The sequence below is a fragment of the Priestia sp. 10L35 genome (assembly GCF_056395685.1).
Map to the genome: position 1 here is coordinate 850,953 of NZ_JBFTKA010000002.1, position 20,163 is coordinate 871,115.

Annotated in this window: 21 protein-coding genes; 4 read left to right on the plus strand and 17 right to left on the minus strand. The window is 38.0% G+C overall.

Features of this window, described 5'->3' with window-relative positions:
* Positions 1 to 78 precede the first annotated feature (78 nt).
* Positions 79 to 762, minus strand: coding sequence for a DUF421 domain-containing protein (locus AC1DEF_RS10350; RefSeq protein WP_255255718.1), 684 nt, complete (start codon positions 760 to 762; stop codon positions 79 to 81).
* A gap of 141 nt (positions 763 to 903) precedes the next feature.
* Between AC1DEF_RS10350 and AC1DEF_RS10355 the strand changes: the two genes are divergently transcribed.
* Positions 904 to 1,533 (plus strand): NUDIX hydrolase, encoded by a 630-nt coding sequence (locus AC1DEF_RS10355; protein ID WP_097823655.1) that lies wholly within the window; start codon positions 904 to 906, stop codon positions 1,531 to 1,533.
* Between the two features lie 4 nt (positions 1,534 to 1,537).
* Here the strand turns inward: AC1DEF_RS10355 and AC1DEF_RS10360 are convergent, their stop codons facing one another.
* From AC1DEF_RS10360 to AC1DEF_RS10375, 4 genes are all read right to left on the minus strand, one after another.
* Positions 1,538 to 1,936 carry a PaaI family thioesterase gene (locus tag AC1DEF_RS10360; RefSeq protein ID WP_097823656.1) on the minus strand — a complete coding sequence of 133 codons (399 nt, stop codon included), beginning with the start codon at positions 1,934 to 1,936 and terminating at the stop codon, positions 1,538 to 1,540.
* A gap of 113 nt (positions 1,937 to 2,049) precedes the next feature.
* Positions 2,050 to 4,203, minus strand: coding sequence for a DNA topoisomerase III (locus AC1DEF_RS10365; protein WP_097823657.1), 2,154 nt, complete (start codon positions 4,201 to 4,203; stop codon positions 2,050 to 2,052).
* A gap of 259 nt (positions 4,204 to 4,462) precedes the next feature.
* Positions 4,463 to 5,761, minus strand: a complete 1,299-nt coding sequence (locus AC1DEF_RS10370; RefSeq protein WP_097823658.1) for an arsenic transporter — start codon at positions 5,759 to 5,761, stop codon at positions 4,463 to 4,465.
* Positions 5,762 to 5,776: 15 nt separating this feature from the next.
* Entirely contained in the window at positions 5,777 to 6,127 is a 351-nt protein-coding gene (locus tag AC1DEF_RS10375) for an ArsR/SmtB family transcription factor (protein WP_013056623.1), read from the minus strand.
* 289 nt (positions 6,128 to 6,416) lie between these two features.
* Here AC1DEF_RS10375 and AC1DEF_RS10380 point away from each other — a divergent pair, with 289 nt between their 5' ends.
* Complete coding sequence (locus tag AC1DEF_RS10380) at positions 6,417 to 6,884, plus strand: hypothetical protein (protein WP_477727361.1); 468 nt, start codon at positions 6,417 to 6,419, stop codon at positions 6,882 to 6,884.
* A gap of 144 nt (positions 6,885 to 7,028) precedes the next feature.
* Here AC1DEF_RS10380 and AC1DEF_RS10385 read toward each other — a convergent pair whose 3' ends face one another.
* Positions 7,029 to 7,805 (minus strand): YibE/F family protein, encoded by a 777-nt coding sequence (locus tag AC1DEF_RS10385; protein WP_043981974.1) that lies wholly within the window; start codon positions 7,803 to 7,805, stop codon positions 7,029 to 7,031.
* The gene (locus AC1DEF_RS10390) at positions 7,802 to 8,794 is read right to left on the minus strand and encodes a YibE/F family protein (RefSeq protein WP_097823660.1); all 993 of its coding nucleotides are present in this window, start codon (positions 8,792 to 8,794) and stop codon (positions 7,802 to 7,804) included. Before AC1DEF_RS10390 ends, AC1DEF_RS10385 begins: the two co-directional genes overlap by 4 nt.
* Before the next feature lie 551 nt (positions 8,795 to 9,345).
* Between AC1DEF_RS10390 and AC1DEF_RS10395 the strand changes: the two genes are divergently transcribed.
* Entirely contained in the window at positions 9,346 to 9,912 is a 567-nt protein-coding gene (locus tag AC1DEF_RS10395) for a peptidoglycan-binding domain-containing protein (RefSeq protein WP_033578741.1), read from the plus strand.
* Between the two features lie 224 nt (positions 9,913 to 10,136).
* Here the strand turns inward: AC1DEF_RS10395 and AC1DEF_RS10400 are convergent, their stop codons facing one another.
* The 4 genes from AC1DEF_RS10400 to AC1DEF_RS10415 all read right to left on the minus strand — a co-directional run bounded on the left by AC1DEF_RS10400 (position 10,137) and on the right by AC1DEF_RS10415 (position 13,265).
* Entirely contained in the window at positions 10,137 to 10,457 is a 321-nt protein-coding gene (locus tag AC1DEF_RS10400; RefSeq protein WP_034264498.1) for a 2Fe-2S iron-sulfur cluster-binding protein, read from the minus strand.
* 141 nt (positions 10,458 to 10,598) lie between these two features.
* On the minus strand, positions 10,599 to 10,778 hold the full coding sequence (locus AC1DEF_RS10405; protein ID WP_013082801.1) for a hypothetical protein: 180 nt from the start codon (positions 10,776 to 10,778) through the stop codon (positions 10,599 to 10,601).
* Positions 10,779 to 11,070: 292 nt separating this feature from the next.
* Positions 11,071 to 12,378, minus strand: coding sequence for an MFS transporter (locus AC1DEF_RS10410; RefSeq protein ID WP_097823661.1), 1,308 nt, complete (start codon positions 12,376 to 12,378; stop codon positions 11,071 to 11,073).
* 329 nt (positions 12,379 to 12,707) lie between these two features.
* Positions 12,708 to 13,265, minus strand: coding sequence for a YdhK family protein (locus AC1DEF_RS10415; protein ID WP_097823662.1), 558 nt, complete (start codon positions 13,263 to 13,265; stop codon positions 12,708 to 12,710).
* Between the two features lie 228 nt (positions 13,266 to 13,493).
* On the opposite strand from AC1DEF_RS10415, the gene AC1DEF_RS10420 reads away from it, so the two are divergent.
* Positions 13,494 to 13,922 carry a hypothetical protein gene (locus tag AC1DEF_RS10420; protein ID WP_097823663.1) on the plus strand — a complete coding sequence of 143 codons (429 nt, stop codon included), beginning with the start codon at positions 13,494 to 13,496 and terminating at the stop codon, positions 13,920 to 13,922.
* A 138-nt stretch (positions 13,923 to 14,060) separates the two neighbouring features.
* Here AC1DEF_RS10420 and AC1DEF_RS10425 read toward each other — a convergent pair whose 3' ends face one another.
* The 6 genes from AC1DEF_RS10425 to AC1DEF_RS10450 all read right to left on the minus strand — a co-directional run bounded on the left by AC1DEF_RS10425 (position 14,061) and on the right by AC1DEF_RS10450 (position 20,086).
* A complete protein-coding gene (locus AC1DEF_RS10425; protein WP_097823664.1) occupies positions 14,061 to 16,478 on the minus strand; it encodes a heavy metal translocating P-type ATPase in 2,418 nt (805 codons plus the stop codon).
* A gap of 85 nt (positions 16,479 to 16,563) precedes the next feature.
* On the minus strand, positions 16,564 to 16,770 hold the full coding sequence (gene copZ / locus AC1DEF_RS10430; protein WP_013082796.1) for a copper chaperone CopZ: 207 nt from the start codon (positions 16,768 to 16,770) through the stop codon (positions 16,564 to 16,566).
* A 14-nt stretch (positions 16,771 to 16,784) separates the two neighbouring features.
* Positions 16,785 to 17,117, minus strand: a complete 333-nt coding sequence (locus AC1DEF_RS10435; protein ID WP_097823665.1) for a metal-sensitive transcriptional regulator — start codon at positions 17,115 to 17,117, stop codon at positions 16,785 to 16,787.
* A 113-nt stretch (positions 17,118 to 17,230) separates the two neighbouring features.
* Positions 17,231 to 17,911, minus strand: a complete 681-nt coding sequence (locus AC1DEF_RS10440; RefSeq protein ID WP_097823666.1) for a response regulator transcription factor — start codon at positions 17,909 to 17,911, stop codon at positions 17,231 to 17,233.
* A gap of 1 nt (position 17,912) precedes the next feature.
* A complete protein-coding gene (locus tag AC1DEF_RS10445; protein WP_097823667.1) occupies positions 17,913 to 19,289 on the minus strand; it encodes a sensor histidine kinase in 1,377 nt (458 codons plus the stop codon).
* A gap of 377 nt (positions 19,290 to 19,666) precedes the next feature.
* Positions 19,667 to 20,086 (minus strand): universal stress protein, encoded by a 420-nt coding sequence (locus AC1DEF_RS10450; RefSeq protein ID WP_097823668.1) that lies wholly within the window; start codon positions 20,084 to 20,086, stop codon positions 19,667 to 19,669.
* Positions 20,087 to 20,163 lie beyond the last annotated feature (77 nt).

The following is a 20,163-nucleotide window of genomic DNA, read 5'->3' on the forward strand; positions in this document are numbered from 1 at the left end:
ACAAAAAACGAACCACTAATCAAACATGTTGATTAATGGTTCGTTTTTCACTTGGGCTAAAATACTTTTCTCTCAGCCTTAGTCTTCATAATAATCAAGATATAAATGACCTGCTGAGTCTGCTTGGCCTAAAAATACCTTATCGGCTGCAGCATCTTTCTTTTTGAGCTGCTCTTTAACCCACGCTACGCTATACCCTAGCTCATGAACGGCTTCTTTCATTATATTTCCGTCCATGATAATCGTTTGAGGTAATCGTGTCTCCTCTCCTTTTATTAATAAATCTTCTCTCGTAACGTTTTGCTTTTCTTTTTTTAACAGCACGCTTAATTCCCCGTTGGTTTCGAGCATAGCAAAAGCTACGTCTTCTACGTAAAAGATGTCTTTTTTCCGAAGCTGCTCCATGAGCTCATCTACTGTATATTTTTCTTTTTTTACATTTCCCTCAAGAATTTTTCCTTCTTTAATGAGGATCGTTGTCGTCCCTTCCACCGCGTTTCGAAAGCTTATACTTTTTAACGATACGTTTGATACAAAAATAAGAAAGGATGCCCACACTAAAATCGCGACTACCCCGTGACTTGCCTGTAAATCTACATCCATTGAAATTGTTCCTGCAATATCTCCAATTGTAATGCCAACGATATATTCAAAAAAAGAAAGTTTGGATAACTGTTTTTTCCCCAACAGCTTTGTAATAAAAAACAAGCCAAGTAAAATCAGCACTGAACGAAGTACCACTTCCATCCAATGATTCACCATATGCACCTTCTTTACTAAAATTGATGTATCTTTTATTTTGTGCATATTTATATGGATCAAAGCAGATTTTCATCTTCCATTATTTACATACCTTTCACGGCGGGTTAGAGTAGAAAGAAGTAGGAAACAAATGGGGGTTTTATGATGAACGATGAAGTGCTAACCGTATTTAACGACCAACAGGAGCGCATAGGAACAGCGTCTCGCAAAGAAGTTCACGAAAAAGGCTATTGGCATGAAGCATTTCACTGCTGGTTTGTCAGCCGCGAAAATGATACAGACTATATTTATTTTCAAATTCGCAGCGAACAAAAACAAGATTATCCGGGTGCGCTCGATATTACAGCTGCCGGACATTTGCTTCATACAGAAACCGCTGTGGACGGTGTAAGAGAAATTCACGAAGAGCTCGGCGTCAACATTTCATTTGATGAATTGCTTCCTTTAGATGTATTTAAATATGAAGTATCTCAGCCGCACTATATTGACAAAGAATTCGCACACATATTTTTATATTACAGCTCTCATCCGCTCACTGCTTTTACGTTGCAGCAAGAAGAAGTATCAGGGCTTGTAAAAGCGCCGTTTTCTCACTTTTGCGAACTCTGGCTTGGAAATCAAACAGAACTGATCATTGAAGGGATAACAAATAAAAAAGAGCCTATTCACCGTACAGCACATAAAAGTGAATTTGCTCCTCATCCCAAAGCTTACTATAAAACGATCATTGCATTCATTAGCCAGCAGCTGCATTCAGCAGAAAAAGCTTAGAATCCTAAGCTTTTTCTGCTGAAAAAATCATATATGTTGCACTGCCAAGTGCAACAAGCTTGCCGCTGCTGTCTTCAATTTTCACTTCTCCGACAGCTAGCGTTTTACCGTGGTGAGACAGTGTGGATTTAGCAACTAAATACTCACCTATACCCGGCCTTGTGTAATTTACTTTTAATTCAACTGTACTGGCACTTTCTTCCTCAGAAAGAGAAGACCGGACAGCTGAACCAACTGCCGCGTCAATAAGCGTGGCAATAACGCCTCCATGAACCGTTCCTCTTCCCTGCAGAAGCTGCGGCTGAATCGTGATTTTTAACTCCGCATATCCTTTTTCAAGCAGCGTTTCCTCAATACCAATATAATCCCAAAACGGAATCATTCCTTTATTCGTTCGCTTCATCAATCTCATCCTTTACATAAATAAACTATGTAAGAACTTCTAGAAAAGCTGGAGAAATCCTGTTTCTTCGCATGCAAAAAGCGCTTGCTCTTTAGCAAACGCTTTTTATCCCTCTATTTTTCAAATAAAAACTGTACTTTATTTTCTTTCCATTCTAACTTGGCATTAAAGGTTTTATCGCCTTTTTTAAAGCCTTCAATCAAATCTGTCTGTCCTTCGCTTAACAGTTTTTTTAAATTAGCTTGAGTGACTGTTTTACCTAAAATCTTTTTCGATACGGTAAACGTGCATTTTGTTTTTGCATAGTTTGAGCATCCGTAAAAGGAGCCTTTATCCACTACTTTTCCGTCGCAAAGCTTACACGAACCAAACGATTTAGAAGAGAAGCTTTTACCTTTACCTTTTCCTTTTCGCTGAATGGATTCAGTGTCGTATCCGCTGAAGTTCCACTTACTTTCTGCTTCGACAGCGTCTTCGATAATTTTAGCTGACAGCTTTTTTGTTTGTTCCATAAAAGCAGCGGCCGATGCTGCTCCTTCTCCAATTTCAGCTAAACGCTGCTCCCACTTAGCCGTCATTTCTGGTGAAGCTAAAATTTTATCGCCAATCGCGTCAATCAATACCTTTCCTTTATCAGTCGCAAACACTTGGTTTTTTTTCACATCAATATATTTACGGTCTTTAAGCATTGTAATGATTCCCGCACGCGTAGCTTCAGTCCCTAACCCTTCTGACTTTGCTAAAATTTTCTCCAGCTCATCATTATCCAAATGCTTACCCGCTGTCTTCATCAGCGTAATCAACTGACCTTCCGTGTAGCGTTTTGGAGGCTGTGTTTTACCTTCTTTTACGTCTACTTTAACAACTTTTCCTTCTTCCCCTTCTTGGACATTCGGAAGAATAACGTCGTCGTCTTTCTCGTTTTGAAAAATTACTTTACGCCAGCCTTCTTGAATTTGCTGCTTTCCTTTTGAAATAAAAGCTGCTCTCTTTTCCACGAGTGTGGTAATCGTTGTATAGTCGAAAATCGCTTTTTCATAGTGTGCCGCAATTAGACGCCTTACGACTAAGTCGTAAATTTTCTGTTCGTCTCCTGACAGTTTGCTAGGGTCCTTCACTTGTTCCGTTGGAATAATCGCATAGTGATCGCTTACTTTTTTTGCATTTACATAGCGTTTATTTCCCAGGACTGAAGAGTAAGGAAGCGGAAATAAATGTTCGTATTCAGAAAAAGCACTCAGCTTTTCTAAAATCTCAGGAAACGTTTCGGCTTCTCCTTCTGTTACGTAGTTTGAGTCCGATCTTGGATAAGAAACAATTCCTTTCTGGTACAGCCCTTGCAGCACATCAAGCGTCTTTTTAGGAGAAAACTTAAACGCTTTATTCGCCGTTGCTTGAAGTGATGATAAGTTAAATAATAAAGGCGGCTGGAACTCTTTTCGCTCCGTTACGAGTTCATGAACTTCCGCGTCTTTTCCTTCGCAAAACTGAGCAATTTTATATGCCATCTCTTTTTCTTTGAGACGTGATTCTCCGTCTTGTTGCCATTTGCCTTCATACTTCTTTCCTTCAATATCAAACTTAGCAAGCACTTCCCAAAAAGGCTCTGATTTAAAGTTATCAATTTCCTTTTCACGCTTTACGATCAAAGCAAGCGTTGGCGTCTGCACGCGCCCCGCTGAAAAAACATCTGACATGCCGTGCTTTTTTAACAAAATGCTATACACCCGTGAAGCATTCATCCCAACGACCCAATCCGCACATGCTCTTGTATAGGCTTCATAATAAAGGTTACGCGTATCGCTTTCGTCTTTTAACTGTTGAAACCCATCATAAATGGCCTTTGGCGTTAAAGAAGAAATCCACAATCGTTTCATCGGCTTATGCACGCCTGACAGCTGAATGATATTGCGAACGATTAATTCTCCCTCTCGCCCCGCATCTCCCGCATGTATAATTTCTGTGACCGTCGGCTTTTTAAGCAGTTTTTTTACCACTTGAAACTGCTTCGCTTTTGAGCGCGTCACTTCATATTGAAAGCGGTCTGGAATCATCGGCAGCGTGTCAATTGACCACTTTTTCCACTCCGGCTTATAATCTTCCGGACTTACAAGCTGACATAAATGCCCCACTGCCCACGTCACATATGCTCCGTCTGTAAACACTTCATTCGGTGGAATCTCTAAATAGCCGTCGTGACGCTTCGGCTTAAACTGTGAAGCGAGCGTCGACCCTTGATCCGGCTTTTCTGCAATAATTAACTTCATGTATTTAATCACCTTACATTTCAAATTTCCATGTGAAACTTAGTCAGTTTTATTATTTTATCATAGAAAGAGCTGTTGGAGTATGAATGAGGAGAAAAGTAGTTTCAATGAGAAATACATATTCCATTTTAAAAGCGTGTCAGTGTCCGTTATAATTTTTCAACAAAAAAGCTGTAGATTATTTTCTACAGCTTTGATACATATCTGAATTTTTCTGGCAACAGCCATTATCATATCGACTAAAACAAATCTGGACGTGTTATGAAATAATCAATAACCAAACATACAAACCAACAAGCGTAATAAACAATGTCGGAATCGTTAAGATAATACCCGTTTTAAGATACGTTCCCCAGGAAATTTTCACGCCTTTTGTTGACAGAACATGAAGCCATAAAAGCGTCGCTAAAGAGCCAATCGGGGTAATTTTCGGCCCTAAATCCGATCCAATAACATTTGCATAAACGAGCGCTTCCTTGATTGTTCCTGCTGCGTGCGTGGCATCGATTGCTAGTGCATCAATCATCACGGTTGGCATATTGTTCATAATCGATGAAAGAATAGCCGCAGTGAATCCCATACCGATTGTTGCTGCAAACAGTCCATGGCTGGCCGTTGCTTGGATCACGTCAGCCAGAATTTCTGTTAAACCAGCATTACGCAAGCCGTATACAACAACATACATGCCGATAGAGAAAAAGACAATCGCCCATGGAGCTCCCCGTAACACTTTTTTTGTATGAACCGCTCGGCTTTTTTTAGCCATCATCAAAAACAGAATAGCAATAAGACCTGCAATAATCGAAACAGGGACGCTAAAGAATTCTCCAATTAAATAGCCTAGCACTAATAAAACTAAGACAATTCCAGATAACCGAAACATCTTTTCATCTTTGATGGCATCCACTGGCTTCTGCAAATCTGCTACATTGTATTTCTTAGGAATTCTTTTGCGGAAATACAGATATAAGACCATAATACTTGCAAACAGAGAAACCAAATCTGGAACAATCATGCGTGATGCAAATTCAGAAAAGCTAATACCGAAGAAGTCGGCTGATACGATATTTACTAAATTACTAACAACAAGGGGCAGCGACGTTGTATCTGCAATAAATCCACTTGCGATAATAAACGGAAAAACCATTTTATCGTCGAACTTTAATGCCCGAACCATGGCTAGTACAATGGGTGTTAAAATCAACGCTGCTCCGTCATTAGCAAATAGCGCTGCTACAACGGCTCCAAGAAGAGACACGTACACAAACATACGCACGCCGTTCCCTCCTGCAGCTCTAGCCATATGAAGCGCTGCCCATTCAAAGAAACCAATTTCATCTAAAATTAAAGAAATAATAATAATAGCAATAAACGTAAGAGTCGCATTCCACACAATGCTGGTTACCTCAAGAACGTCTTGAAAATCAACAACGCCTGCCAGTAAAGCAATCATAGCTCCCCCGCAAGCCGACCAGCCGATTGATAAATTTTTCGGCTGCCAAATGACAAAAATTAATGTTACTAAAAAAATCAATGATGCTAGTACAACTGATGCCACTTTTTAAACCTCCAATTATTCACAACAACTAATACGCAGTCCTTGTTTTTCCAGCTCTTTTAAACGTTCGTCCTGACTTGGTACAGATTCAAGTATGCCCAGAACAAACTCATAGTACTGGCTTTCTTTATTAAGAGAATAAAAAACCCATTGCCCTTTTCTTCTTTCCTTCACAAGTTCAGCATCTCTTAATTTTCGTAAATGCTGACTAATTGAAGGTTGGCTAGCTTGATAGATATCTACGAACTCACAAACACAGCATTCATTGTTCTCTATTAATTTAACCATCGAAAGCCTTGTTTTATCTCCCAATAATTTTAAGATTTGGGCTGCCTTTTCAATACTATCTATAGATTTTGTGCTCATTAATGAATACCTCCTACTCCCTTTCAGTTAATAGATAATAATGTGCTTATGTATTAATGCTCATTACTATAATTGATTTCTAAATGTTTTACAATTTTTTAGTAAACTAAAAGTGATTTAGTAGTTGTCTAAGGATTTAAAGAAGTTATTTTTCCCCTACTAATCTAAACAAAATCTAGCACATAATACTATAGGTATATTTTCTCCTAAAAATGCTCCTAATGTCCTTGGACAAACATACATACTTATTTTGTCGATCCGCATAAAATATAGAGAAAAATAAGAAAGGATGATTATGATAAAAAAACATTATTCCTATTATAACCCTCAAGATGGTAAATATTATGTAGACAAGCCTTACTCTCTTAGAGACAATAAAGTATCGCCCTCTGCTTCCCCTAAAATTCCTTTGAAAAATACAGCCGACAGAGCTTTTAAAATCCCTGTATTCCTCAGCCACCCTTCTATGCTTAATACTACTCAAACAAGATTTCTTAATCGTTTAATTGATGAACGTTCGCAAAGTACAAATAGACAATTTTTACGGCAGGTTTGGTACGCACATTGGGTACTCGATCCAAAAAATGAACGAAATATTATACACCAAAAAACCTCCAGAGGACCTGGATCTCCAAGAGGTGAGCGTAGAATTTATGTGTTTAAAAATCTGCTTCCAGCAAACGGTGAGACCGTCCTTGTAAAAGCTGCTTCTCCTGTAAATTCTGCTTCCTGGCCTTTTCGTATTATCTATCAGTGAGAAAAATAGAGAATAATCCTTCGTTCAACTATAACTTCCAGCCTACATGAAGTTTCTTTTCAACATTCCACCAATAATGTGAATGCCCATCCAAATATTACTGACTACCAGTTGGATGGGCATTTTCTTAAATTTTTTCTTTTTTTATTTGTACATATGGTTCGCTTTTTCTCTTTTTTGTAAAAAAATAGAGGCACTAATCCATGAAGTAATTGGAATAATAATGGCTACACCAATGCCTCCGCTTAAGATAGAAATGACTTCTGCACAAAAGGTTTTTGAATTGATAATATCTCCAAACGAATACGACAATCTCTTAAACCATATAATTAAAGTCAAATATCCCCCTACAAATGCAAAATACAGTGTATTGGTTGTAGTGCCTAAAATATCTCTTCCAATTTTCAGTCCTGAATTGAATAGATTTTTTTTAGTTACGGACGGGTCATGAACAAATAATTCATTCATAGAAGATGAAATAGATAGCGAAATATCAATGATCGCTCCTATGGCTCCCATAATAATTGTACAAATGGCTATTTTAGCAAAGTCAATTCCAACGTAAAGTGAAAAAGCGTTAATTTCTTCTTCTTGTTCTTCTCCAAACCCTTGAATCATGGCATGATGTTCAATGATAAAAATAAAGAGTACTAAAACGGCTAAGGTAATAATCGTTGAAACAAACGCAGCAAGCGTTTTATGATTGAATTTATTAATATAAAATAAATTAATACAGCTAATGATTGTACAAGCGATCAACGTAACAATAATCGTATTTTTTATAGACAGCATAAAGAGAATGGTTAGAAAAATAACGCCAAAATTCAAGAACAAAGCAAGGAAAGATCTAATTCCTTTTTTTCCGCCCACCATACTCATCAAAATAAATAAAATAAGAGCAAGCAACAGTAAAACGTTCACTTTCTGTACCCCTTCCTAAAAATAAAAAGAATCGAAAGATAGAGTGTAATTGGAATCGTTAGCACAATGCCAATGCTGCCAGTAAGAGCACGGATTAACTCTAACGAGAAATTCATTGAAAACGTGTATCCTAAAGGAGAACCGTTTTTTAAATAAAGAAGGACCATTGGAATTGTTCCACTTATATATGAAAAAAATAAAATATTCGTCATGGCTCCCATAATGTCTCCGCCAATTTCCTTGCCCGATTTTAGTAAGTCTTTGTGCGCTATCTCTTTATTCTTTTCATATAGTTCATAAACAGAAGAAGTAATCGTAATAGCTACATCCATCACAGCTCCTAATGATCCTATTAGTACCTCACTCATAAATATTTTTTGAGGAGGAATCGTCACAAACTCCATTCCTTCATAATGAAGACCGTTCGAATCTGTTAGCTGCATGACGATGTACGCAATTAATAGAGAAACAAACGTACCTATTAAAGTTGAAATAATTGCTACATGCGTTTTTTCTTGATTACCGCTTACTAATAATAAAGAAATAACTGTAAAAAGAACGACCGCAACAATACATACAGCTAGCAAGCTCACATTCCCTAGTGCTAAATATACATTGAGAGCCCCGATTAAAAGTACAATATTAATAAATAAGCTAATGATTGAATAAAAACCTTGTTTTTTTCCAATCGCCAGCAAAATTAATATAAATAAACCCGCGACAGCGGTAACCTGCGTGTCCCGCTTCACTCCTTCAATCGTGCCACTTAAAGCATGCTGTGAATTCTTTTCTAAGGAGACAAAAAGATCTGTTCCGACAGTGTACTTTTGATCATAAGCACCTGAGTATGAGTACGTATTCTCTAAATGAATAAGCTTCCCTTTGTATTTTCCGTTCATGATTTTAGCAACAATTTTTTGAGAATATACGGTATCTTTGTTGTGATTTAAATCAGTAGATTTATTTTGTTCTACAACATTCGTCTTCACTACCTCCGCTATCGGTTTTTTATAAAGCGAATAATTGTGGTTTGTTACTATTAGCGCTATACACAAACAGCAAATTCCTAGTATATAGAGAAAGATTTGTTTACGCGATAATTTATTAAACTTTTGCTTCGAAAAAAGATTCCTTATATGCTGGGAATACAGAGGTGACATCACATAATTCCTTTCTAGTTATTATTTGAACGCAGAGCTCTTGAACATGAAGAGACTGCAAAGAGATCTAAGACACTTTGCAGTCTCTTCATTCGTTTATTTATTATGGGTGCTATACAGCAAAACACACTATGATCATGCAAGACACTCCACCTGCTATTTTTCATTCCGTACTGTATCAGAGAAAAATGAAATTATAGTGAAAACATAGAACGATTTATCTACTTCACTAGTTTTTTATGACTATCTTATATAATCATAGGAATATAAAAACAAATAGAAAACTGGCTGCGCTATAATAAGTTGAATTTATAGCTACTAATTAGTTATAAAGCTCATGAAAAGCGACAAATAGTTGCTAAAAACAAGGAGGTTATTTCATGTTAACGAAAAAAACACTTGTCATGCTTTCTACTCTTACGCTTGCAACAACATGCGTAGCATTCAGCACTCCAACTACTGAAGCAGCTGCTAAAGATGCCTACTCACAAAAAATTGAAGCTAAAGCAGAAACGAGGCCTACGCTTCGTAAAGGTTCCCACTCTAGCTACGTAAGAGACTTACAGCAAAGTTTAAAGGATGTGAAGTATAACACATCAGTTGATGGAATTTTCGGTACGCGAACGCAAAATGTAGTAAAAGAATTTCAAACCGATCACCGCTTGTCTCCAGATGGTATTGTTGGCCCCTTAACATGGGCAGCTTTAGATGAGAACAAGGTAGAAAGAAAGCAATTTCCTGTCAGCACGGCTATTGCATTCGGTAAAAAAGAACTAGGTGACAACATTGTCTTCAGTACAGACGACCGCTTACGGAAAGATAACAACGATAAAGCTTACTATAGATTCGTAGCAAAAAATAAAGACTGGATGGATCAAGGGGGATCAGGTACCATAGGCTGGTATCATATTTACAAAAGTGGAGATGTGATTGAAGAATCCAATTAAATCTATTTGCAGATAACCGTTCGAAAAAAGCCTTTATAATCACTCTTTTGAGTGATTTACTGCCCGCCTTACAGAATGCTAAAATTTAAAGGAATCATTCCGTAGGTATTTTACTTGAACAAGAACAGCTGCTACTCCCCGTAGCTGTTCTTGTTATTTTTTTAAGTAAACATACAAAAAGCAGCATGTAAACATTCCACACGCTGCTTTTTGCAATTACATGACTACTCTGCGGGTCGAGGTCCTGCTTCTCGTCCTGAGCTTTCTACCGTTAGTATTGGCCGAACGGTGACATCTTCATTTACACGAATTTGGCACGATAAGCGCAAATGATCTTCAATTGAACTTTCTGAGTATGCATTTTTCTCCGCGTGTGTTAAATCACAATATTCACCTTCGAGCACTTCTACCCTGCAAGTCGTGCATTTGGCTTTCCCGCCGCACCGATGAAGAATATTTATACCGTTGTCTTCAAGTGCCAAGACAAGCTTTTTTCCTTTTGCCACTTCAAAACTTCCGTATCCTAAAACGGTTACTCTTGGCATATATCTCCCTCTTTCCCTCTACTGTATCCAAGCGATTTGAATTACACTCTATGCAGTTTTTTTGTTGCATGCCTAAGTTGCAATCCATTATTTCTACTGATTGCGATGTCTGTTTGTACGTTACAGACCCCTTTTACATGCCTAAATCCAATTAAGAAGACCATCATTTTGTAATACGGCAACTAAAACGACAATCCCAAGTATAATAACAGGTATCAGTGCTTTTAAAATTTGATACTTAGATAATTCTATACGTTGAGGCTCCTTTAACAAATGACTTTGATTTAACTCAGTATTGTTTTCACTTTCTTTATGATTCATGTTCCTCTGCCTTTCTATTTTTTATAGTGCGGTTCATATCTACTTCTGCTGAAATCACAAAAATAGACACAGAATTTCTTCATAAAAACCATCTTAACCTTTTTAAGAACATGCTATACCAACAATGCTATTTTAAAACAAGCCCCTAGCACATGTTTCAAATAAACAAATTCATCTTGTTTCTCCTTTTAATAGCGTCAGATCAGAAGACTAGATTTTTCACATCACTAAGTGCATGAGCAAGGTCGTTATTTATAATCAAAAGTAAAACCCCATAGCGAGTCATGGGGTTTTACTTCGTACGTTGGTTTTTTGGAATTTTAATTTGTTTAATATCTCCCAACACATAAATATAAAAAATTAAGCCTAGCAACAATACAATTCCCGCTACAATAAAGCTTAGATTAAAAGAACCGGTTTTATCCAAAAGATATCCCGTTAAAGCTGTAGCTATAATTCCACCAAACAAATTATTAGCTAAATTAACAATAGAACTGAGAAGAGAAATGGAGCCTGCAGGCGCAATTTCAGCAGAAATTGACCAGCCGATTGGTGCCGTTGCAGATATACCTGCCAGTCCAATCGAGATACAAATCATCGCTACTACAACACTATTGGTGAAAATAGAACCTAAAAAAACAAACCCTAAGCATAATCCTACAACAATGATCGTGCGATATACTTTTTGACTGTTATATCCTTTTTTTATGAGGTAATCAACAAGCCAACCACCAACTAAAATGCCAGCAAATGTAGCAATTAGCCAAGGGACTGCCGTAAGCAGACCCGATGACATGATATCCATACCGTATTTCTCTTTTAAAAAAGTTGGCAGCCACGTTAACAGTAAATTAAACGTATATCCATAGCCTGTAAACCCAATCATTAGCCCCCAAACTTTTCGATTCGTAAATAATACTTTTAAGGTATGTAAAAATTTTGATGTTTGTTCATCGTTCGCATTTAAATTATTTTCTTGAATATACTTCAGCTCATCATCTGATATGCGTCTATGCTTTTCTGGTTTTTCGTAATAAAACCAAAACAGCAGCGTAAACAGCACGTTTATAATTCCAATGGATAAAAATGCTGTGCGCCAATCAAATTTAGTGATGAGAAATGCTACAAGAGGCGCGCCAAGTACATTTGAAAATTTGGCTGCTGAATCAAACAAAGAATTTGGCAAGCTTCTTTCGTTTGGAGGAAACCATAGAGATGTAGCTTTTGACGCTGCTGGAAAAGCTGAAGCACTCATTATTCCTATTAAAAATCGAACGATATAGAGAAGAAGTTTTCCTTGCAAAAATGCCATCGACATCGTTAATAAACTCCAAATCACCATACCCACTCTTGTTACCCATGCTACTCCGAACCGATCAAGCAAGCTTCCGGCAGGTATTTGCATGATCGTATAAGAATACGTATAAATAGAAAAGACAATTCCGAGCTCTGTTCCCGTTAAGTGAAATGCATCTTGTATTGCAGGAGCGGCCACTGACACCGCTACACGATCAAAATAATTTAAAATAATCATACTGCTTAACAAAGATGAAATGAACCATCGTGTGCGTCCTGTTCGCTTTACTGTATGTTCACTCATAGCTAGCTCCTTTCATCAGTAGTTTGTTCGTTTTATTACCGTAGCATTCTACTTAATACCACAACTTCTTTTGAAAGAAACATACGTTTTCTTCATCCATCATGCAAGAAATCCCTCATGATAAAACATAAAACAAGAAGTAAACAAAAAGAGATTAAGTCATAACTAAATCAATCCAAACTACAGCTAGAAGCAACCACCTACATTCACCATAACAATGAAAAAATCCGAACGATGAATCGAGATTCTCAATCAAGAATCTCGATTCATCGTTCGGATCTTCCTTCACCTAAAATACTTTTGTACCAGCCTCTTTTTTCGCTAACAGTCTATTTGGCTGAAAGTTCACTTTCGGTTACCCACTTGTGATTTTTTACTTTCTCTCCGCCTGTAGTCGGTGCGTAGTCTACCATGTATACCGTTGTTTTTTCGGCTGAATCAATCGTTCCTTTTGCCCCTTTCATACCTTTCATATGATCTGCTTCAAGCGTTACTTCGCTACCTGGCTTTAACTGCTCGTTACCCGCACCTTTTATTTCTTCTTGAATAACCCACTTATGATTTTTTACTTTTTTCCCGCCAGTCTTTGGCGTATACGAAACGGTATAGGCCGTAGTGTCGTAAGCACCAGCAATCGTTGCTTCAGCCCCGTTCATGCCTTTCATATGATCTGCTTTTATAACGGCTTTATCTCCAACTTTATATGTTGGATTCTCTGCTTTTTTTAATCCTTTTGGAACCTCTCCTGAACTAGAGTGATTCATCTCTGAGTGATCGTGCATGGATTCGTTTTTGTCAGCTGAAGGCTTTTCATGACTAGAATCGTTTCCGCATCCGCTTAGTCCAATAATGACAGATGCCCCAAGAATAAATAGCTGTTTTTTCATAACAGTCCCTCTTTTCCACATAATAAACTTTAAAATAAAAATCATTTAATCATTAGAAACAACTTATCTTTGCCTACTCTTCTTCTTTTCTTTATTGTAGCCAGAATTTGTGCAGATTTTGTGAAGATGAAGGTAATTGGGCACGAATAATTCCTGTGCCTAAAAAAGGCCCTCGTATGAATCACTTACCACAAGGAAAAAATATAAAAATAAAAGGAGGAAAGAAACATGCTAAAAATACGCTTTGCTCTGTCCTCACTGTTACTTGCGTTTAGCTTGGTGATTGGAGCCCCTTTTGCTTCCGCACACTCCACTCTCTCATCTAGCGTACAAAAAATAGAAGTAACGTCCATTAAAATGAAAACGCTCAAAACATTTATCGATGAACAAGATATGAATGCATTCACTAACAGTATTAAAAAAGCGCAGCATATGAAACTTCTCTTAGATGAAGAATCTGCTGGGAGCATCGATTGCAAAATGACCATTACCTATGGAAATGGTTCTAGCCGTCATTATTTCATTTGGATTATGGATGATGGACGTGATGTGCTAATTGCTCAGCAAAAACACCCAGAAGACCTTCATCTTAAAGGGTATGAATTGAATCAAAAAAATTCCTTGCACCTAACAAAGCTGCTAAAGAATATTCTTTAGCAGCTTTGCTTTTAGATCACTTTCACCGAGAATGACTCGATGACTCTAATATTTTTTAGTTTATATTGCCCACATAGCATATACTGCTATGACTGCGAGCACGTACAAAATAGCTGAGACGATCCACTTTTTCATATCTTATAGCCTCACTCTCTGCAATCGCAGTGCATTTAATACAACCGATACAGAACTAAAGGCCATCGCGGCTCCAGCGACCCAAGGGGCTAACAGCCCAACTGCTGCAATTGGAATACCAAGCGTGTTGTAGCCCATTGCCCAGAATAAATTTTGCTTAATATTAGAAATCGTTTTTCTACTCATTTCAATCGCATCTGCAATGCTCATCAAGTCTCCTCGCATCAGCGTAATATCAGCGGCTTCCATCGCTACATCCGTTCCTGTTCCGATGGCCATTCCAATATCAGCTAACGCAAGTGCAGGAGCATCATTAATACCGTCTCCTACCATTGCGACTTTTTTACCTTGCTGCTGAAGCTTTTTTACTTCTTCTGCTTTGCCTTCTGGCAACACTTCTGCTATAACGTGCTCAATACCCGCTTGCATCGCAATAGCCTGAGCTGTTTGACGATTATCACCTGTAATCATCATCACTTCTAAACCCATTTCTTTTAACCTGGAAACTGCTTCTTTAGAAGTCACTTTAATGGTATCTGCAACAGCAAGCATGCCGGCATATTTTCCGTCAAGAGCAACGAGCATAACCGTTTTTCCTTCTCGTTCTAAATTTGTCATTTCTTCTAAGGCTGTATCAATATTCACTTTATGTTGGTTCATAAGCTTTCTTGTTCCCACTAACAGCTCTCGCTCTTGTACAGTTGCTTTCACTCCATACCCTGGAATAGCTTCAAAAGATAACGGATCTTGAATCTCTATACCTTTATTTTTTATACCTGCTACGAGTGCTTGAGCGAGAGGATGCTCCGACAAACGCTCAGCCGATGCAACTAACTGCAATAGCTCATTTTCTTCGTAGTCTTGTGCAATACGTACATCGGTTAACTCGGGAGTTCCATTTGTAACAGTTCCCGTTTTATCTAAAAGAATCGTATCGATTTTATGCGTTGCTTCTAAATGCTCCCCGCCTTTAAACAAAATACCAAATTCTGCTGCGCGGCCCGACCCCGCCATAATGGAAGTTGGAGTAGCTAAGCCTAACGCGCATGGACATGCAATCACTAGTACGGCAATGAGCTTTTCTAAAGCCGGTGCAAATTCGCCAGGCGCAATCCAAATATACCAAACAAAGAAAGTAAGAAGTGCAATTCCGACTACAATTGGCACGAATATACCTGAGATATAATCAGCTAATCGCTGAATAGGCGCTTTAGAACCCTGCGCTTCTTCTACTACTTTAATAATTTGCGCAAGCGCCGTCTCCCTGCCAACGTTTGTAGCTTTTATTTTTAGAAAACCATTTTTATTAAGTGTGGCCCCAATGACTTTATCTCCAATGTTTTTATCTACCGGTACGCTTTCACCTGTCAGCATGGACTCATCTAAGGCCGATTGCCCTTCAATAATCTCTCCGTCTACAGGCACTTTTTCACCAGGCTTAATAAAAATAACTTCGCCTTTTTGGACTTCTTCCACTGGAATTTCAACTTCCGCTCCGTCTCTTATGACAACGGCCGTTTTAGCCTGTAAGCCCATCATCTTTTTAATCGCTTCTGAAGAACGGCCTTTGGCATTGGCTTCAAATAATTTCCCTAAAAGAATCAGCGTAATTAATATAGCGCTCGTTTCATAGTAAAGCTGAGCTGTATGAACAGATGAGCCAAGCGATTTAAGAGAAGAGTATAAACTATAGAAATAAGCTGCGCTTGTGCCTAGTGCTACTAAAACATCCATGTTGGCACTTTTGTTACGCAGAGCTTTAAATGCACCTACATAAAATTGTTTCCCTACCACGAATTGAACAGGCGTAGCTAAAGCGAGCTGAACCCATGGATTCATCAGCATATGAGGTAAAGGAATAAACGACGTAAACGTAAAATGACTAACCATTGCCCATAATAACGGTACGCTTAAAATAAACGAAAACCAAAACTTTCCTCTTTGTTTACTCAGTTCTTTTTCTCGGTAGCTTTGCTCTTCTTCTCTTTCTTCCGACTTTAGCTTTGCTCCGTATCCAAGTTTTTCAACTCGCTGCGTTATATCTTGCGGAGCTATTTGAGAAGGGCTGTATTCAACAGAAGCCGTTTCTAAAGCAAGGTTAACACTTGCCTTTGTCACGCCTTCTAATTTGTTTAACCCTTTTTCAATACGAGTCGAACAAGCGGCGCACGTCATACCAGTAATAGCAAATTCGGCTTTTTCATTTACAACTCCGTATCCAAGCTTTTCGATTTTTTCTTCAAAGGCCTGTGGACTTGTTTTAGACGGATCAAATATGATAGTAGATCTTTCTAAAGCCAAATTCACGTTTGCTTCTTTTACACCTTCTATTTTTTTTAATCCTTTTTCAATTCGATTTGAACACGCTGCACATGTCATACCCGTAATTTGCAAGGTGGATTCTTTTTGTTTGTCACTCACCGCGTTTCGCCTCCTATTATATACCTACAAGGGGTATATTTTTCTCCTAAATCAAGCGTGCGAAGGTATTCGCACGCGATGCTGTTTATGCTACGTCATAACCTTGGTCATCAATAGCCTCTTTAATATCTTCGACCGTTACTTGACTTGGATCAAATGCAACTGTTACTTTTGCATCTTCTAAGCTTACTTCTACGCTTTTAACGCCATTAAGTTCGCCTACACCGCCTTCAACAGCTTTGACGCAATGACCGCAAGACATTCCTTGTACTGATAATGTTACGTTTTCCATTTCTAGCATCTCCTTTATTTCATTAATCGTTTAATGGTTGTTAATAATTCATCTACTACTTCTTCATCACCATCTTGCACACGTTCTACAATGCAATGCTTCAAGTGACCTTCAAGCAAAATTTTACTTACACTATTTAAGGCAGACTGCGCAGCTGCGATTTGAGTAATCACGTCGTCACAATACGTATCTTTCTCGATTAATCCTTTAATTCCTCGAATTTGTCCTTCAATTCGATTTAATCGGCTTGTTAGATTTTTTTTCACTTCTGGAGAATGGTGACTTTTTCTTTCACTATTTATCATACAACATTTTTCTTCACTGTTCATGTGATTCGCTTCGACCATCTAACATCCTCCCTTCATGACTTCATCATACTATACCCCCCTACCCTATGTAAAGGGAAAAGGTCGCTTACTTTATCTTTCCACCAATTCCGATAGCTATGCTCATATCATTTTCAACTAACATCAACCCACTTATAGCCTATTCCCCATACGGTTTGCAGGTATTCGTCTACAGGAAAACCCGCTTTTCTAAGCTTATCCCGAACATTTCGCACATGGGAGTCAATAGTACGATCTCCAATCTCAGCCTCATATCCCCACACTAACACAAGCAAGTCGTCTCGGCTGAACACACGATTTAAATGCTGAAGAAGTAATCCCACTAATTCAAACTCTTTAGGGGTCACTTGAATGTAATGATTTTTATATTGTAATACGTGGTCTTCCTTGCTCCATACTAAGCCTTTATAGGTGATTTCATTCTTTTCTTTTAAGGAACGTCTAAGAACCGCGCCGATGCGTGCAACCAATTCTTCTTCGCTAAACGGTTTAGTAATATAGTCGTCTGCTCCTATATTTAATCCTTTTACTACATCTAACGTTTGGCTGCGGGCTGTGAGCATAATGACCGGTAGATCAGACATTTTTCTTACTTTTTGACAAATCTCCCACCCATCTTCGCTTGGCATCATAATATCTAATAACATCAAATCTGCTTTGTTACCTTCATAAAGATAGCGCAGCGCTTCTGTGCCTTTTTCAAATTTTATACATGTAAATCCGTTTGGCAGCAGATAAAGCTCTAGTAAATCCAGCATCCTTGCTTCATCATCAACTAATAAAATAGTGGCCATCCTATCCATCCTCTCTTAATGCAATCTCTACAGCCGTTCCTTTTCCCCTCTCGCTTATGATTGTTATTTCTCCTCCATGAGCTTCTACAATCTCTTTTACAATTGATAAGCCTAATCCGTATCCTCCGCTTTTTCTCGAGCGAGATTTTTCTACTCGATACAGCTTGTCAAATACGTAAGGCAGATCTTGTTCTGGAATGCCTATTCCTTGATCTTTAAGGGTTATTGTCAATGATTCAACTGATTTTTTTACAATTACCTCAATTTTAGTTCCTTCTTTTGAATATTTCATTGCGTTATCAAGTAAATTGATAATCACTTGCTGAAATCTTTCAGGATCTAGTGAAATGTAAAGACTTTGAGGGCAGCTTATGTCAAGCTCCATCTCTTTTTCTTTTAAAGCTAAATGAAAATGCGCGCATATGGTGTGCAAATACGTAGCCAGTTCTACTTTTTGTTTTTGAATAAAAAACGTGTGCTGATCCAGCTGCGCCAGCTGAAACAAATCTTTGACTAACTGTGAAATTCTTTCCGCTTCTTCTTCCACAATAGCAAGATATTTATCACGTTCTTGCGGTGTATTAGCAGGCCTTCTCGCAACGTCTGCATATCCCTTTAAATACATCAAAGGAGTCTGAAGTTCATGTGAAATGCTGCTTAAAAATTCATTTCTCTCTTTTCGTAACCGCTGTAGCTCATTTGCTAGCGACTGAATGGACATTCCCAATTGTCCAAGTTCATCTCTTGAATGAGCACCAAGCTTTACAGACAAATCCCCTTGACTCAGCTTCTCTGTTGCTTTTTTCATCTTGATTAAAGGAGCGGTTATAAATTTAGACAGAGCAAAAATAGTCACAATCGAAAATAAAATGGAAACAGCTCCCGCTACGTAAAAATGATGCTGTAGTCTCGCAATCATTTCGTGAATATCATTTGTGTTTTTGAACATATAAACCGTTCCGAACTGCTGACGGCCTTTTTCAATAGGTGATGCTGTGGCGATATAAGGTTTTCTTTTCCAGTCGCCTTGCATAATTTCACCTTTGTATGTAAGAGACTTCCCTTTCCATTTCTCTACTGCTTTTCTTGCACCTTGAATTAAAGGCCTAGACGAACTGATAATTTTTCCTGTTTTATCTGTTATGACAACATCAGTTTCTGCTTCAGATTCCATCAGTGCAACATGGTTAAGCGTAGCCGAATCATGATGCTTCTCTAATACTTCCCGGTGACTATTTCCTCTTAAACGCAAACTTTCTAATTCCTCCGAAATTCGTGTGTTGGCAAGACCGCTATATAAGTAAAAAAAGAGAGCCGCTTCAATTAGTAAAATGAACATTAAAAATAAGAGTCCAAGCTTAATAGAAATTCGATTCATTTATTCACATCCTTTGCTTTCATTATAAAAGTAATAATTGAAGAAACTGTGCAGAATAAAGCATATATGATTGAATAACTATTATTCTCTGACAGTTTACCACAGGTATCTGACAGCTTAGCGTATAAAGTACGTTTATCATACCGTAAATTTCGAGCTCACTAAGCACGCAGCACTACATAATCCAAACGCAAAAAAAGTGGAGACATAACGAAATCCCTCCAATCCACAGTTAGAAGCACCTATATACAGGAAACCTACGTTCACCATATCAATAAAATCCACAAAAAATCCGAACGAGTTGGATTCTCCATCAAGAATCTCACTTCATCGTTCGGATTTTCCTTTAACTAAAATATTTTTGTCCCAGTCTCTTTTTATTTAACAATGATAACAGGACATTCTGCAGATTGAGCAACTTCGTGACTTACACTTCCTAAAAATGTCTCTTTCACAAAGCCCTTTCCTTGACTTCCTATTACAATGACGTCTTGTTGATTGCCATGTGCGTATTCGATAATTTTCTTTGAAGCGGTGCCCTCTAAACCGTATGCCTCATATGGAATACCTGATTGAGTTAAATGATTATGAGCTTCAGATAAAATATCGCGGTTTTCTTCTTCTATCAGTGCGTCTAAGTCAACGCTAAAAACAGGCTGCTGCAAGTGAATTCTTTCCTTAATATGTACAATTGTCAGCTTATTAGCATTTACGCTTTTAGCTAGTTTACTTGCATGTTGAATAGCACGAATAGAAGGTGCCGAACCGTCAAAGGCGACTAAAATTTTGTTATACATATAAAGAACCCTCTCTCTTTTTGTTCTTTCGTGATGCGATGTCATCTAGATGCTTTAGATGATAAAGCAAAAAATAA